Genomic DNA, 14,906 nt, shown 5'->3' with positions numbered 1-14,906 from the left:
GACCGACGAAGGGAAACCCGCACATCATGGCGAACGACGAACTCACCGTGGCCGTCCTCGGCCCGGGCGGCATCGGCGGCCTGCTCGCCGGACTCCTGGCGCGCGCCGGGCACCGGGTGATCTGCCTGGCCGGCGAGGACACCGCCGACACGCTGCGCAGCTCCGGCATCCGCGTCCGCAGCGGCCTGTACGGCGACTTCACCGCCCGCGTCGAGGCCGACACCGTCCTGCGCGCACCGGTCGACGCGTGCCTGGTCGCCGTCAAGCACACCGTCCTGGACGCCGCCCTCGACCGCGTGCCGCCCGGAACACTGGGTGACGGACTGCTCGTACCGTTCCTCAACGGCGTGGAGCACCCCGCGTCGCTGCGCGCCCGCTACCGCCCCGAACTCGTCGCCCCGGCCGTCATCCGCGTGGAGTCCACCCGCGTCGCGCCGGGCGTCATCGAGCACGGCAGCCCGTTCGCCGAGATCGACCTGACCGGCGACACCGTGGACCGGGCACGCCTCGACGCGCAGGCCCGCGTCCTGAGCGAGGCCGGGCCGGTGACCCGGGTGCTGGACGACGAGACGGCGGCGCTGTGGGCGAAGATGTCGTTCCTGGCGCCGTTCGCGCTGCTCACCACCCGCTACCGGCTCCCGCTGGGCGAGGTGCGCACCCGGCGTCGGGAGGAGCTGACGGCGCTGGTGGAGGAGACGGCGGAGGTCAGCCGCGCCTGCGGCGGACCGGCCGACCCGGCGCAGGCGCTGGCCCGCTACGACGCCTTCCCGCCGCAGACCAGGTCGTCCATGCAGCGCGACGCCGAGGCGGGACGCGCGCTCGAACTGGACGCCGTCGGCGGCGCGTTGCTGCGGGCGGCCGAGCGGCACGGGGTGCCGGTGCCGGTGGCGTCCCGGCTGGTGCGGGAACTGGCCGGGGCCGGGAGCTGACGGTCACCCGGCCGACAGGTCGATCCGCCAGTCGTTGGACGTGATCCAGTGCCCCTTCGGGTACTCGAAGTCGACCGGGCCGCGGAGGGTGAACCCGGCCCGGCGGCACACGGCGTTCGACGCGGCGTGCTCCACGCCCGGGAAGGCGTGCAGCCACCGGGGCCCGCCGGCGGCCCGGGCCTCCTGAACGACGGCCCGGGCCGCCCGCGCGGCCAGCCCCCGCCCCTGGAACTCGGGCAGCACCCCCCACCCGGTCTCCCACACGGTGCCGCCCTGCCACGCGCGCGCCCAGAACCCGATCGAGCCGACGGTCTCCCCGCCGTCCGCCAGCGTGACCCGGTACATGCGCCCCGGGTCGAGCTCCAGATACCGGCGATGCCGGTCGAGCAGCTTCTCCTCACTCTCCGGCCCGCCCAAGTGCTCCGTCATCTCAGGGCTGTTGACCCGCCGCAACAGCCAGAGGTCCCCCTCCCCCCAAGCTTCCAACCGCACCCGCTCCTGCTCCGGCTCCCCGCCCACGCTCTCCATGCCACCGACCCTAGCCCCCGCCTCTGACACCGCCCCCGCCGCTGGCACCGCCCCTGCCGTCGGCCCCTGCCCGGCCTCTCGGCCCGTCCCACTCGTTCGCGTGAACCACCGGAAGGAACTCGCATCCAAAATTCGAACAGGCGTAGCATTGCGCCGTGGCTACGACCTATGACTTTCCGAGTGACCTTCTCGCCGGTCAGGAGGAGCTGCACCAGGTCAGGGCCGAGCTGTCGGCCCTGCTGAAGCGGCTGCCCTGGTCGGTCGAGCCCCTGGACGGTTTCAGTGACGGCGGCGGCTGGCGCAAGGTGGAGCGCCCCGCTTCCCCCGGCTGGTCGGCCGACGAACAGGCCGAGGTCGAGAAGCTCCGGCAGCGCGAACACGAACTCGCCGTCTTCGTCACCACCCACCGCTTCTGGGCGGACGTAGCGACCGCGGAGCGCGTGGAGACCCGCACAAGGCTCAAGCACGCACACGAGGAACACGGCGAGAAGGAAGGGGCCTGAGCCCCGCCACACACACGAAGACCCCGGCCGCACCCGGCCGGGGTCTTCGCACGACGTGGGCGCGGACGGTTTCGAACCGCCGACATCCTGCTTGTAAGGCAGGCGCTCTACCCCTGAGCTACGCACCCGAGACGAGTCGACAGCCTACCTTGCCCCGCGCCGTGCCCCGCAATCCCGTATCGCCGCACGGCGAACTGATCGGCTCGTGTGTTCGTCCTCCACCAGTGGGACAATGAAACCGGGCACCGGCCTGGTCGGATGACAGCACGGGGAGAGGGATGTGACGGCGACACCTTCGCAGCCGTACCCGCCGATGGTGCCGCGCGCACGTCGCCGTCCCGCGCTGTCGGACGCGTTCGCCCTCGTCGCCCTCCCGCTCGTCGCCGCGCTGGCGTTGCCCGCGGCGTTCGCCGGCGGGGGCACCCGGCGCTGGTTCGGCGGGCGTTCGGAGAGTCAGCGGGCGGAGGCGCAGGCCGCGAAGGACGCCGCGGCGGCCGCGTTCTACGAGCTCGACACCGCCCAGCGCGACCTGCGGATCTCGATCGAGACGATCACGGCCGTCGACGACTCCCCGGCCGCCCGGCGCGCGGTCTCGGACTTCGACGCGGTCAGCCGCCGTATCGACGAGGCCAGTCACCGCTACATCGAGGCCGTCGACGCCCACGATCTGGACCGGGACGGCCTGGAGGCGTCGGTCGCCGCGCACGCGCGTGCCGAACTGACCGCCGCGAAGGACGAGCTGATCCGCGTCAAGCAGGAGCTGGACCGTTTCGCGGACGGGCTCGGCCCGCTGCTGGGGAAGGCGGAGACCCAGCTCGCCCGGCTCGCCCCGGCCGTCGAACGGGCCCGGCAGGGCCTGCTGGCCGCGTCGAACGCCCTGGACGCGGTGCGGGAGTCGGGGCTGAAGGCGGACGACCTCGCGGCCCGCCTCGCCGCTCTCGGGCCGGAGCTGACCAGGCTCAACCAGGGTGCCGGGAAGCACGGCGTCCCGCAGACCCTGGAGCGGGCCGAACGGGTCGCGCGGGAGGCCGGGGCGATCCGCGCGGAGGCGGAGCGGCTGCCGGAGACGGCGGCCGAGACCGACCACCGGCTGGTGTCGCTGCGTACCCGCGCGCAGGCGCTGACCACGCGGGCCGGACAGGTCGAGCCGGTGCTGAGCGAGCTGCGGCGGCGGTTCACCGTGGCGTGCTGGCAGGACCTGCAGCACGTGCCGGAGCACGCGGCGCAGAGCGTGCGGCAGGCCGAGGTGAAGCTGCGGGAGGCGCAGGCGGCGCGGGACGCGCAGCGCTGGCCGGACGCGACCGCGCTGCTGGCGACCGTGCGGGCACTGCTGAACACGACCGACGAGTCCGTGTCGGCGGCGGGTGAGCGGCTGCGGCGGCTGAACGCCGTGCAGAAGGATCCGCGGCAGGAGATCGACCGGACGCGGTTCGCGATCCGCGACGCGCAGCGGCTGGCGATGGCCGGGCGCAACACGCCCGACCCGCGGCACGCGCGTCCGCTGGACGACGCGGTGGAGCGGCTGGAGCGGGCGATCGGCACGCTGGAGGGGCGGCACCCCGACTACTGGCACTTCCTGACGGAGACGGAGGCGGTGCGGCAGACGGTGGCGCGGGTGGTGGCGCAGATCCGCGAGGAGCGCGGGACCGGCCACTGAGGCCCTGTGGTGATGGCGCCCGGCCGGTTAACCTGTGCGCATGCCACGCTACGAGTACCGCTGCCGGACCTGCGGCGACACCTTCGAACTGAGCCGTCCGATGGCGGAGTCCTCCGCCCCCGCCAGTTGCCCGGCGGGTCACGACGACACGGTCAAGCTCCTGTCGACGGTCGCGGTGGGCGGCACCGCCGCAACCCCCGCGGCGGCCCCCCGCGCCGGGGGCGGCGGGGGCGGCTGCTGCGGCGGGGGCTGCTGCGGCTGACACCGCGGCCCCGGCGGCCCGGACCCCGACGGTCCGACCACCGCCCCCCGCGCCCCGGGCCCTCGGCCCGGCACCGGCCCTGGTCCGACGCCGGAGCCCCCGGCCCAGCCCCGAACCCTGCCCCAGTCCTGTTCCGGCCCCGAGCACCGGCCCGGTCCGATTCCGGCCCAGCCCCGGACCCGGGCCCGGCACCGGGACCCCGACCCGGCCTTGCCTCGCCCGGCCCGACCCCGAGCCATGGCCCGGCCTCGGAGCCCCGGCGGGGCTGGCTCCGTTTCCGCCCACCAGGCACCAGCCCACGCCCGGTCCTGCCACCCCTGCGACATGTTCCGGCCCCCGGTCCCGGATCGACGCGAGCACCGGCCCGGTCCGATTCCGGCCCAGCCCCGGACCCGGGCCCGGCACCGGGACCCCGGCCCGGCCTTGCCTCGCCCCGACCCCGCGCCCCGGCCCCGGCCCCGCGCCCCGATCCGACCCCGCGCTCGACCCCGCGCCCCGGTCCGACCCCGCGCCCCGACCCCGCGCCCCGGTCCGGTCCCGGCCCAACCCCGGGCCCTGGTCTCGCCCCCGGTCAGGCCCCCTGCCGGTGGGCTGGCGGTGGGGCCGGCTAGCGGGGTGTCCGGGCGGCGTTCAGGAATTCGCGCAGGATGCGCTCGCCCGCCAGTACTCCCCGCTCGGGCAGTGCGCTGATCGTGGGGGCCGTCCAGTCGGCGTCGGCGAGTTCGCCGTGGCCCGGGCGCCAGCCCCGGTCGGCGGCGAGGAGCAGGTCGGCGTCGAGGAGGGAGTCGCCGGCCGCGAGCGTGAGGTCGGCGCCGGTGCGGCGGGCGACCTCGTGCATCGCGGCGCTCTTGGTGAGCGGCTTGGGCACGGCGTAGATCTTGCGGCCCTGCAGCGAGACCGTCCAGCCGCGGTTCTCCGCCCACACCGCGAGTTCCTTCACCCACTCCTCGGGCAGCAGCTCGCGCTCGACGACGAGGTAGGCGAAGAGGTCCTCGGCGACCCGGTGCTTGCGCACCCAGAGCGGGTCCGCCGTGGCCATCAGGTGCTCGCGCACCTCCGCCAGCGGCGCGCACTCCTCGGCGAGCCGGGCGGTCACGCGCGCGTGCCAGTCGAGGTCGGACACGCCGTCGACCATCAGGTGGCCGCCGTTGGCGCAGATCGCGTAGGTGGGCGGCGGGCCCGGCAGGTTGATGCGCAGGTACTGCTTGCGCGTGCGGGTCGTGGTCGGCACGAAGACCGCCGCGTCGCCGAGTTCGGCCAGCAGCCCGGCGGCGGCCTCGGTCAGGAACGACAGCGGCCGGCTCTCGTGCACCTCGACGCACAGCAGCCGGGGTGCCCGGGCGTCCGGCATGGTCAGCGCGAGGGCCGCGGACGAGTAGATGAGCGTGCGGTCGAGGTCGCTGGCCACCAGTACCGGCATCAGACCGTCACCGTCCTGCCGTCGGCGCCGGTCGCGCCGCGGGTGAACCGCGGGTGGATCAACCCCACGCAGGTGTACGGCAGTTCGCCGACCTCCTCGACGGGTACCCCGCGCTGTTCGGCGAGCAGCCGTACGTGGTCGAGGTCGGCGCCCGCCCCGGCCCTGGCGAGGATCTTCCAGGGCACCCGGCGCAGCAGCACCCGGGTGGTCTCGCCGACGCCGGGCTTGACGAGGTTGACGTCGTGGATGCCGTACTCCTCGCTGATGCGCTCGACGGCGGCCCAGCCCTCCCAGGTCGGCGCGCGGTCGCCGGACAGCAGTTCCTTGGCCTGCGCGTCGACGGCGTCCACGACCTCGGGGAAGCGGGCGCCGACGGCGTCGAGGAAGCCGGTCGACACGTCGGCGCCGGCGAGTTCGCGGTAGAACTTCGCGCCGTGGAAGTCGTGCGGGCCGACCAGGTCGGAGCGCAGGACGGTGCGCGAGATCAGGCCGGAGACGGTGGAGTTGAGGCAGGCGGAGGGGATGAGGAAGTCCTCACGGGTGCCGTAGGTGCGCACGCACGAGCCGGGGTCGGCGAGCACCGCGATCTCCGGGTCGAAGCCGGTGATGCCGTCGCCGGCCTCGAACTCGGCGAGCGCCGCGGCGAGTTCGCGGGTGATCGCGCCCTTGCCGGTCCAGCCGTCGACGAAGACGACGTCCCGCGGGTCGTGGTGGGCGGCCAGCCAGCGCAGCGCGTTGGCGTCGATGCCGCGGCCGCGCACGATCGAGACGGCGTAGTGCGGCAGGTCCAGGCCGTGCCGGAACCGTGCCCAGCGGCGCATCAGCACGCCGACGGGGGTTCCGGCGCGGGCCAGCGAGACGAGGACGGGGCGGGGCGACCGTTCGGCGAGGACGACCTCCGTCACGGCGCCGACGGCCTGCGCGAGGCGGGCCGCGGACGCCTCCAGCGCCGTGTGGAACAGCCGCTGGTACTGCTCGCTGGGCTGGTACTCGACCGGCAGGGACTCGGCGTAGTGCGCGCCGCCGCTCTGGATGGCCTCCTCGCGCTCCTCGGTCGGCGCCTCCAGCGTGACGTCCGAGAGGTCCTGCAGCAGCCAGCCGACCTCCTCGGGCGGGTAACTGGAGAAGGCGGGGCCGCGGAGGGGCTCGGGCAGCATGGCGGGCCTTTCGGGAACGGACCGGGGTTCGGGCGCGTACGACGGGACGACCGCGAGCAGGACGTGCGGGGTGTGGGCGGCGAGCCCGGCGAGCAGGCCGTCGGGCGTGTGGAGGGCGGGGGTGTCGGCGGCCGAGTCGACGACGGCGACGACGGCGTCGAAGCCGGCGCCCGCGACGTTGTAGGCGTAGCGCTCGCCGGGGCCGTCGGCGGGGTCGTCGTGGGCGGGGAAGACCAGGCGGCTGCGTATCGCGTAGCCGGGATCGTCGACGGCGAGGACGGGCGAGCGGGTGGTGGTGGAGTAGCGGACCTCGGCGTCGGCGATCTGCTCCAGTTCGCGGGCGAGCCTGAGGGGCGCGTACATGAGTTCCTCGAAGCCGAGGACGAGGACGCGGCGCGCGGCGGCGGGCAGGGCTTCCGCGAGCCGGGCGGTCATCGCGGGCAGCGCGCCTTCCAGGCGGGCCCGGTGCGCCGGGGTGAAGCCGTGCCGGCCGCCGTCGGGCAGGTCCTCGGGCCAGCCCAGGTCCACCCGGGCGATGCGGCCGGCGGGCCGGTCCGGCCCGTCGGCCCGCTGCGGACAGGCCCGCTGCGTACGGGCCCGCTCCTCGTCCCGCCGCGGACGGCCCCGCTCGCCACCCGCACCCGGGCGCGTCCCTGGCGAGCCGGCGCCGGCCTCGGGGCCGACGCGCTGAGGGGGCGCGGCGGGTCGTGCGCCCGCTCCCGGCGACGCCGTGCCCCGGGGGCGGCCGGTCGCGTCGCTCCCGGACTCGTACCGCGCCACCAGTTCCTGTCCGCGCTCCAGGACCCCCTCCGGCAGCAGCACCGTGCCCGAGGCGGCCGCCACCAGGTCGACCCGCGCGCCGATCTCCCGGGCGAAGTCCTCCAGCCGCCGGGCGTCCGCGGCCGAGCGCATGTCGACCAGGGCGACGACGACGTACCTGCGGCGCGGATAGCGCTGGTGGAGGTCGCGGACGGTGTTCAGCACCGTGTTGCCGGTGGAGAACTCGTCGTCGACCAGGACCAGCGGTCCGTCGCCGGCCAGCAGGGCCGGGTCCTCGGGGAGCAGCAGGTGGGAGGTGGCGTGCGAGTGGGACTCCTCGAAGCCGCCGGCGGGGGCGACGCCGGGTACCGGGCGGCGGGTGGAGTGGAGGTAGGGGGCGGTGCCGAGGCCGTCGGCGACGGAGTGGCCGAGGCCGGTGGCGGTCTCGGCGTAGCCGAGGACGACGGCGGCGCGGGCGTCGTCGGGGCCCAGCAGGTCGCGGACCCGGCGGCCGAGCGTGAAACCGTGGCCGTAGACGACGGACGGCGCCTGCGGTACGTGCTTGCCGAGCACGTTGGAGACGAGCAGATGGGCCCGCTTGGGGTTGCGGCGCAGCGCGAGCCCCAGCATGCCGGTCAGCTTGTCGTCGCCGGTGAGTTCGACGCCGAGCCGCTCGGCGACCCAGCTGCCGGACCAGACCCGGTTGTTCACTGCGTTGTTCATGCGTCCCTAGGTGATGAGGTGGGCTCAGCCGGGAATTCCGGCGGCGAGCAGGTCCACGAAGCTGACGTCCTCGTTCGCGACACCGAAGACCTCGGCCCGCAGCATGGTGCGCTCGGCCCAGGCGCGGTGCGGCTTCACCTCGTTCATCTTGTTCGTGTACGCGGATCTCAGCACACCCCCGCCGCCACACTCCGGGCGCAGGATGTCCGCGGCGTCGCTGAACTCCTCGTGGCTGACCACGGACAGCGCGTGCACGGGCAGCACGTGGGAGGGGTGGATGCAGGTCTTGCCCATCAGGCCGTTGGCCTGGTCCAGGGAGATCTCCCTCAGCAGCCCGTCCATGGCGTGCTCGATCAGTCTCTCGCGCAGTTCGACGGCCTGCCCCTCGAGGAAGGGGCTGGTGCGCAGCATCGGCTTGAACATGCGCTCCGGGACGCGGAAGTACTCCCAGACCGGGCCGGTCACCGTGAAGCCGGTGCCGTCGGCGCGGCCGAGCATGTTGACCACGTCGGCGATGACGGAGGCGACGATCTGGACGTCGTACGCCGTCATGTCGGGGGCGCGGCGCAGGCCGTAGGAGGAGCAGAAGTCGGTGACGCCCAGGCGCAGCGCGAGGACGCGGTCGCGGTACTTGTCGATGGCGCGAAAGATCCCCTCCAGGGTCTCCACGCGCGTCTCCCGGTAGAGCAGTTCGGGTGATTCGAGGACGGGCATGGCGAACAGCCGCCGGCCGCTCTCGGCCTCGGCGCTCGTCAGCGCCTCGAGGAAGGGGATGCCGCGTTCCTCGGTGAACTTGGGGAACACGAATCCGGACAGCAGCCGGACGGTGGGGCCGAGGCGGCGGACGAGGTCGGGTATCTGTTCGGGGGTGCGGACCCGGATGAACAGCATGGGCAGGTTGCGGCCGTCCTGGCGGTCGAGGTCGGCGAACTGGCTGACCAGGTTCTCCTCGCCGGCCGGCACGTCCGCGTCGTCGATGGAGTCCTCCAGGCACAGCACCATCGAGATCACACCGTTCCCGGCCTGCTTGACGATGTCGTCGGCGAGGTGGGGGCGGGTGGCGGGGCTGTAGAGGGTGGCGCCCAGGGCGGCGGACAGCACACGGGCCGGGGAGTCGGCGGTGAATACGCACGGCTCCTGGTGGAAGAGGCGCTGTCGCACCTCAGGGGCGATGTGCCCGAAATGACGCATGGAACTCCCCCGTGGCGCAGACAAGCCTGTGGATTTTGAGAACAGGTGGCCGGTAATAGTACGTACCGGCACGTGTCCGGGGTTCCCGGCGGGCATGAATTTCCGGTAACGCCCGTGGGCACAACGGTAGGGCGTCTCACCCCCACGTTGTCGTGAGCAGGACCGAGAAGGCAGGATGACGGTATGACGCACGCGATGCTGAAGGGGTCGAACGTCCCGCTGGAGGCCACCACGGTGCGCGCCGTCGTGCGCTGGACGCCCGGGCAGGGGGTCCCGGACGTCGACGCCTCGGCGCTCCTCCTCGGCCCCGACGGTCGTGTGCGCTCCGACGAGGACTTCGTCTTCTACAACCAGCCCCGGCACCCTTCCGGGAAGATCTGGTGGCTGGGCAAGAAGCGGACCGCCGAGGGCCCCACCGACACGATCCAGACGGATCTGGCCGGTGTCGAGGCCGAGGTCGGCCGGATCGTGCTGGTCGCGTCGGCGGAGGACAGCCCCTTCGAGCGCGTGCCGGGGCTGTGCATCCTGCTGTACGACGCGCGGGTCGCCGACGGTGATCCGATCGTCACCTTCGACATCAAGCCGGAGACGGGCAAGGAGACCGCGCTGATCTGCGGCGAGCTGTACCGGCGCGGGGAGGGCTGGAAGTTCCGCGCGCTGGGCGAGGGGTACGTCAACGGTCTGAAGGGTCTGGCCACGGACTTCGGCATCTCGGTGGACGAGTCGGAGGAAGCGGCGCCGCAGCCGGCGTCCACGCCGGAGGTCTCCGGCGCCCTGCCTCCGGAGCAGCCCACGGCGGCGGTCCCGGCCCAGCCGGGGTACGGCTACCCGCCGTCGGCGCCGACGACCCAGCAGCCGCCGCCGACCACGGCGTACGGCTACCCGCATCAGCCGGCCGTCACGGCCGCCCGTTCCGGCTACGGCTATCCGCCCGCGGCGACGGCGGCGCCGGACCCGGACTTCCGGCTGCCGCCCCAGGGGCCTCAGTTCATCCGGCCGTAGCCGGTCACCGCCAGGCCCTGTCGTTCGGATGTCGTTCGGACGCCGTTCGAACGCCGGGACGATCCGAACGACCGGGCCTACGCCTTCGTCTTGTAGCCGCGCCCCCATTGCAGTCCCCACCCGTACAGCCGGTCGAGTTCGGCCTGGAACCCGTACACGAACTTCACCTCGCGGCGTACGAAGAGTTCCCCCTTGACGTTCTCGATCACCACCACGGCGCAGGACCGGGCCTGGGGGTGGCGTTCGTCGAGGCCTATCTCGATCCGGGGTCCGTTGCTGGGGTAGAGGGTCACCATCGCCTGCGTACGGTCGAACGCGGGCGTCTGGTCGTATATGTAGACGAAGACCAGCAGCCGTTTGATGGCCTCGCGGTGGTCGAGGTTGACGTAGATCGTCTCGCCGGACGCCGACCCGAAGCGGTCGTCGCCGCTGAGTTTGACGTACGGTGCCCCGTTGATGTCGCCGAAGTAGCCGCCGAGCGGCTGGACGACGCCCTTGGAGCCGTCCTCGAGTTCGTACAGGCATCCCAGGTCGAGGTCGACGTTGACCATGCTCTGGGTGTGTCCCACGATCTCCGGCGGCTTGAGCGCCTTCAGGGGGTGGCGCAGCAGGGACTCCCGCTGCGGGCCGCCCAGGTCGCCGGTCCGCATCCGCCAGGTGAGGTTGATGCGCAGGTGCCCGGTGGCCGCGCCCTGCTTGGTGAGCGAGACCTGGCGGTGCCGTTTGGTCAGCTCGATGGCGTTGCTGGCCGCGCTGCCCGAGTCGAAGTCGGTGTCGCGTCCGCGCCACAGTCCGTCCAAGAAGCCCATTACGCCCCCACGTCCGCCGAAAGCCTTCGGGGCGGCCGGGTGCTCCGGCCGCCCCGCTCAGAGCGTTCCCTCCCCCGTGGGGCCGTCACACCCCGGAGGAGACCTCGGTCTTCTCGTCCGAGCCAGAGTTTCCCCCGGACCCGGCGAGCGCGTTGTTGCGGCGCACGGAGGACCAGAAGGACCAGGCGATCAGGATCACGCCGACCAGGCCGGTGATGACCTCGTTGATCTGGTACTGGATGGTGACCATGAGGATCACGGCGAGGGCGCCGATCGCGTAGTGCGCGCCGTGCTCGAGGTAGACGTAGTCGTCGAGGGTGCCCTGGCGGACCAGGTAGACCGTCAGCGACCGGACGTACATCGCGCCGATGCCCAGGCCGAGCGCCATCAGGACGATGTCGTTGGTGATGGCGAACGCGCCGATCACACCGTCGAAGGAGAAGGACGCGTCCAGCACCTCGAGGTAGAGGAACATGAAGAACGCGGCCTGGCCGGCGAGGACGACGGCGGGTTTCTTCTTGCCGGTCCGCTCGGCCTCTTCCTCTTCCTCGTGCTCGCGCTCCTCCTCTTCCTCCAGCCGGTCCTCGAAGTAGCCGGAGAGACCGCCGACGACCAGGTACGTGATCAGGCCGGCGATGCCGGCGATCAGCACCGTCTGCGCCTTGTCGACGTGCGAGCCGCCGTGCTGGTGGGCGTGGGTGGCGAAGGTGAAGGAGGTGATCAGCAGGACGATCAGGGAGATGCAGACCGACAGCATGTCGACCTTGCCGAGCTTGGCCAGCGGCCGCTCGATCCAGCGCAGCCACTGGATGTCCCGGTCCTCGAAGATGAAGTCGAGGAAGATCATCAGCAGGAACATGCCACCGAAGGCGGCGATGGCCGGGTGGGCGTCGGTGACGAGTTCCTGGTAGCGGTCCTTGTTGTTCAGCGCGAGGTCGACGGCTTCGATGGGACCCATCTTGGCGCTGATCGCGACGATCACGACGGGGAAGACCAGCCGCATGCCGAAGACGGCGATGAGCACGCCGATCGTGAGGAAGATCTTCTGCCAGAAGGCGTTCATCTTCTTCAGGATTCCGGCGTTCACGACCGCGTTGTCGAACGACAGGGAGATCTCGAGGACGGAGAGGATCGCCACGATGCCGAAGGCCTCCCACCCCCCGTAGAAGACCGCGGCGACCAGACCGATCGCGGTGACCGCGAACGACCAGCCGAAGGTTTTCAGAAGCACTGGCTACCCAATCCGTATGGTGGGGGTCCCCCCAAGCCGGGCTCGGGGGAAGGTCTCCCCCGCGCCATACCCGGCTTTTTACGAAACATTGACCCCAAAGTCTAGAGCGATCCCCCGCAACCCCGACGCGTACCCCTGCCCCACGGCTCGGAACTTCCATTCGCCCTGGTAGCGGTAGAGCTCGCCGAAGATCATGGCGGTCTCGGTGGACGCGTCCTCGCTCAGGTCGTAGCGCGCGAGCTCCTGCCCGTCGGCCTGGTTGACGACCCGGATGAACGCGTTGCTGACCTGACCGAAGGTTTGGCCGCGCTCGTCGGCCATGTGGATGGAGACCGGGAAGACGATCTTGTCGCACTGCTGCGGCACCTTGGCGAGGTCGACCAGGATCGACTCGTCGTCGCCCTCGCCCTCACCGGTGAGGTTGTCGCCGGTGTGCTCCACCGAGCCGTCCGGGGAGTGGAGCTGGTTGTAGAAGACGAACCACTCGTCGCCCAGCACCCGTCCGCCGTTGCACAGCAGGGCGCTGGCGTCGAGGTCGAACGGGGCTCCGGTGGTGGAGCGCGCGTCCCAGCCGAGTCCGATCATCACCTGGGTGAGATTGGGTGCGGCCTTGGACAGGGAGACGTTGCCCCCCTTGGCGAGCGTGACGCCCATGATGCTGGTCCTCCCCGAGTTGGTGCCTGTTCTGTTGTCCCGCGCTCCCCCGGAGGGGGCGCCCCCGGGCGCCGCACGCGGACGGTGCGGCGCCGGTGTGACGAGACCTCGCGCCCGTCTCGGACGTTCACGCCTCGGACGTCGTCCGGATCTCGACGTTCACGCCTCGGACGTCCAGGTCTCAGACGTCCAGGTCTCAGACGTTCACGCCGAAGTCCTGCGCGATGCCACGCAGGCCCGACGCGTAGCCCTGGCCGATGGCGCGGAACTTCCACTCCGCGCCGTGCCGGTAGAGCTCGCCGAAGACCATGGCGGTCTCGGTGGACGCGTCCTCGCTCAGGTCGTAGCGGGCGATCTCCGCGCCGCCGGCCTGGTTCACGACGCGGATATAGGCGTTGCGGACCTGGCCGAAGGACTGCTGGCGGTTCTCGGCGTCGTAGATGGAGACCGGGAAGACGATCTTCTCGATGTCCATCGGGACACCCGCGAGGTTGACCTTGATCACCTCGTCGTCGCCCTCGCCCTCACCGGTGAGGTTGTCGCCGGTGTGCTCCACCGAGCCGTCGGGGCTCTTGAGGTTGTTGAAGAAGACGAAGTGTGCGTCGCTGCCGACCTTGCCGGAGTTGTTCAGCAGCAGCGCGCTGGCATCGAGGTCGAAGTCGGTGCCGGTCGTGGTGCGGGCGTCCCAGCCCAGGCCGACGAGGACCGCGGTCAGACCCGGGGCCTCCTTCGTCAGTGATACGTTGCCGCCCTTGCTGAGGCTGACTCCCACGAGTCCTCCATTGGTGTGTTGGGCGGGGAGCCCCGCCGCGCGTTATGACATCGGATCAACGGTTTGATCCTAGTGACGGGTTCCCGTCCGCCGCAGGCCTTGGCGGCGACAAAAATCAGAGGGTGTCGAGCGCCTTGACGTAGTCGTTCAGGTCACGGGCGTCCGGCAGCGCGTTGACGACCGTCCAGCGCACCGCGCCCTCCTTGTCGATGACGAAGGTGCCGCGCACCGCGCACCCCTTGTCCTCGGCGAAGACGCCGTAGGCGCGGGAGACCTCGCCGTGCGGCCAGAAGTCGCTCAGCAGCGGGTACTCCAGGCCCTCCTGCTCGGCGAAGACGCGCAGGGTGTGGATGGAGTCGTTGGAGACGGCGAGCACCTGGGTGTCGCGGTCGGCGAACTTCGGCAGGTTGTCCCGCACCTCGCACAGCTCGCCGGTGCACACGCCGGTGAAGGCGAACGGGTAGAAGAGCAGGACGACGTTCTTGTCGCCGCGGAAGTCGGACAGCTTCACGGTGCGGCCGTGGTTGTCCTTGAGCTCGAAGTCGGGGGCCTTGTCTCCGACCTGGATCGCCATGGGTCGTACGTCCCTTCCGGTGGGGCTGTCGGGGTGGTGGCACCACCCTACGCAGCGATCACGGGACGCCGACGGACGGGCCGGTCGCACCGGCCCGTCCCGGGCGTGTCACTTCTTGGTCTTGGCCGCCTTCGGCGTCACCAGCCGGCTGCCGCTCCAGTCCTTGCCCACGCTGACGCTCTTGGAGGCGGACAGCCCCGCCGTCGTCGCGGCTTCGGAGATGTCGCTCGGCTCCACGTAGCCGTCCCGGCCTGTCTTCGGGGTCAGCAGCAGGATCGAGCCGCCCTCTTCGACGTACGTGGTGGCGTCCACCAGCGCGTCCGTCAGGTCGCCGTCCTCGTCGCGGAACCACAGCACCACGGCGTCGGCCACGTCGTCGTACTCTTCGTCCACCAGGTCGCTGCCGATGACGTCCTCGATGGCCTCGCGGAGCTCCTGGTCGACGTCTTCGTCGTAGCCGATCTCCTGGACCACCTGCTCGGGCTGGAACCCCAGCCTGACGGCAGGGTTCGTCCGCTCCTCCGCGTGGTCCGCGGTCGCGCTCACGGGTTGCCTCCTGATCATGTCTTGGTGATGGTTCAGCCACGCGCGTGCGCGAAGCATTGGCCGTAGTCCACACGGGCGGGGCGGATCGCGCAAGTACCCGGCCGTCCAGACCGCCGAAACGGTGACGATCCTGGCCGTGTCACCGCAACTCCAGGCACGCCGCCCCCTCCGTGAGTGACCTCCACCACA

Annotated in this window: 15 protein-coding genes and 1 tRNA gene; 5 read left to right on the top strand and 11 right to left on the bottom strand. The window is 71.9% G+C overall.

All coding sequences use genetic code 11. The features are described 5' to 3' along the window. Positions 1 to 26: 26 nt before the first annotated feature. Positions 27 to 929, top strand: coding sequence for a 2-dehydropantoate 2-reductase (locus tag VKA29_RS31550; protein WP_324789425.1), 903 nt, complete (start codon positions 27 to 29; stop codon positions 927 to 929). Positions 930 to 932: 3 nt separating this feature from the next. On the opposite strand, the gene VKA29_RS31545 is transcribed toward VKA29_RS31550, so the two are convergent. Beyond that, on the bottom strand, positions 933 to 1,457 hold the full coding sequence (locus VKA29_RS31545; RefSeq protein ID WP_324789424.1) for a GNAT family N-acetyltransferase: 525 nt from the start codon (positions 1,455 to 1,457) through the stop codon (positions 933 to 935). A gap of 155 nt (positions 1,458 to 1,612) precedes the next feature. Here VKA29_RS31545 and VKA29_RS31540 point away from each other — a divergent pair, with 155 nt between their 5' ends. Beyond that, on the top strand, positions 1,613 to 1,960 hold the full coding sequence (locus VKA29_RS31540; protein ID WP_324789423.1) for a hypothetical protein: 348 nt from the start codon (positions 1,613 to 1,615) through the stop codon (positions 1,958 to 1,960). Between the two features lie 56 nt (positions 1,961 to 2,016). Here the strand turns inward: VKA29_RS31540 and VKA29_RS31535 are convergent. Continuing rightward, positions 2,017 to 2,088 (bottom strand) — tRNA-Val (locus VKA29_RS31535). A gap of 152 nt (positions 2,089 to 2,240) precedes the next feature. Here VKA29_RS31535 and VKA29_RS31530 point away from each other — a divergent pair. Beyond that, the gene (locus VKA29_RS31530) at positions 2,241 to 3,617 is read left to right on the top strand and encodes a hypothetical protein (RefSeq protein ID WP_324789422.1); all 1,377 of its coding nucleotides are present in this window, start codon (positions 2,241 to 2,243) and stop codon (positions 3,615 to 3,617) included. Positions 3,618 to 3,657: 40 nt separating this feature from the next. Further along, positions 3,658 to 3,879 (top strand): FmdB family zinc ribbon protein, encoded by a 222-nt coding sequence (locus VKA29_RS31525; RefSeq protein ID WP_324789421.1) that lies wholly within the window; start codon positions 3,658 to 3,660, stop codon positions 3,877 to 3,879. A 607-nt stretch (positions 3,880 to 4,486) separates the two neighbouring features. Here VKA29_RS31525 and VKA29_RS31520 read toward each other — a convergent pair. The 3 genes from VKA29_RS31520 to VKA29_RS31510 are packed head-to-tail and all read right to left on the bottom strand — an operon-like array spanning position 4,487 to position 9,129. Next, complete coding sequence (locus VKA29_RS31520) at positions 4,487 to 5,299, bottom strand: HAD family hydrolase (RefSeq protein WP_324789420.1); 813 nt, start codon at positions 5,297 to 5,299, stop codon at positions 4,487 to 4,489. Continuing rightward, positions 5,299 to 7,938 carry a phosphoribosyltransferase gene (locus VKA29_RS31515; protein ID WP_324789419.1) on the bottom strand — a complete coding sequence of 880 codons (2,640 nt, stop codon included), beginning with the start codon at positions 7,936 to 7,938 and terminating at the stop codon, positions 5,299 to 5,301. The genes VKA29_RS31520 and VKA29_RS31515 overlap by 1 nt, the downstream gene beginning before the upstream one ends. A gap of 24 nt (positions 7,939 to 7,962) precedes the next feature. Then, a complete protein-coding gene (locus VKA29_RS31510) occupies positions 7,963 to 9,129 on the bottom strand; it encodes an HpcH/HpaI aldolase/citrate lyase family protein (protein WP_324789418.1) in 1,167 nt (388 codons plus the stop codon). 183 nt (positions 9,130 to 9,312) lie between these two features. On the opposite strand from VKA29_RS31510, the gene VKA29_RS31505 reads away from it, so the two are divergent. Then, positions 9,313 to 10,131, top strand: coding sequence for a TerD family protein (locus VKA29_RS31505; RefSeq protein ID WP_324789417.1), 819 nt, complete (start codon positions 9,313 to 9,315; stop codon positions 10,129 to 10,131). A 77-nt stretch (positions 10,132 to 10,208) separates the two neighbouring features. On the opposite strand, the gene VKA29_RS31500 is transcribed toward VKA29_RS31505, so the two are convergent. The 6 genes from VKA29_RS31500 to VKA29_RS31475 form a co-directional block, all read right to left on the bottom strand. Continuing rightward, positions 10,209 to 10,940, bottom strand: coding sequence for a Tellurium resistance (locus VKA29_RS31500; protein ID WP_324789416.1), 732 nt, complete (start codon positions 10,938 to 10,940; stop codon positions 10,209 to 10,211). An 85-nt stretch (positions 10,941 to 11,025) separates the two neighbouring features. After that, a complete protein-coding gene (locus VKA29_RS31495) occupies positions 11,026 to 12,171 on the bottom strand; it encodes a DUF475 domain-containing protein (RefSeq protein ID WP_324789415.1) in 1,146 nt (381 codons plus the stop codon). A 78-nt stretch (positions 12,172 to 12,249) separates the two neighbouring features. Further along, a complete protein-coding gene (locus VKA29_RS31490; RefSeq protein ID WP_324789414.1) occupies positions 12,250 to 12,825 on the bottom strand; it encodes a TerD family protein in 576 nt (191 codons plus the stop codon). 196 nt (positions 12,826 to 13,021) lie between these two features. After that, complete coding sequence (locus VKA29_RS31485) at positions 13,022 to 13,597, bottom strand: TerD family protein (RefSeq protein WP_324789413.1); 576 nt, start codon at positions 13,595 to 13,597, stop codon at positions 13,022 to 13,024. A 115-nt stretch (positions 13,598 to 13,712) separates the two neighbouring features. Then, positions 13,713 to 14,171, bottom strand: coding sequence for a peroxiredoxin (locus VKA29_RS31480; protein WP_324789412.1), 459 nt, complete (start codon positions 14,169 to 14,171; stop codon positions 13,713 to 13,715). Positions 14,172 to 14,279: 108 nt separating this feature from the next. Then, positions 14,280 to 14,717, bottom strand: coding sequence for a DUF3052 domain-containing protein (locus VKA29_RS31475; RefSeq protein WP_324789411.1), 438 nt, complete (start codon positions 14,715 to 14,717; stop codon positions 14,280 to 14,282). Between the last annotated feature and the right edge of the window lie 189 nt (positions 14,718 to 14,906).

The organism is Streptomyces sp. H51 (assembly GCF_035656535.1).
Lineage (GTDB): Bacteria > Actinomycetota > Actinomycetes > Streptomycetales > Streptomycetaceae > Streptomyces.
This window is presented reverse-complemented; position numbering and strand designations above follow the sequence as displayed.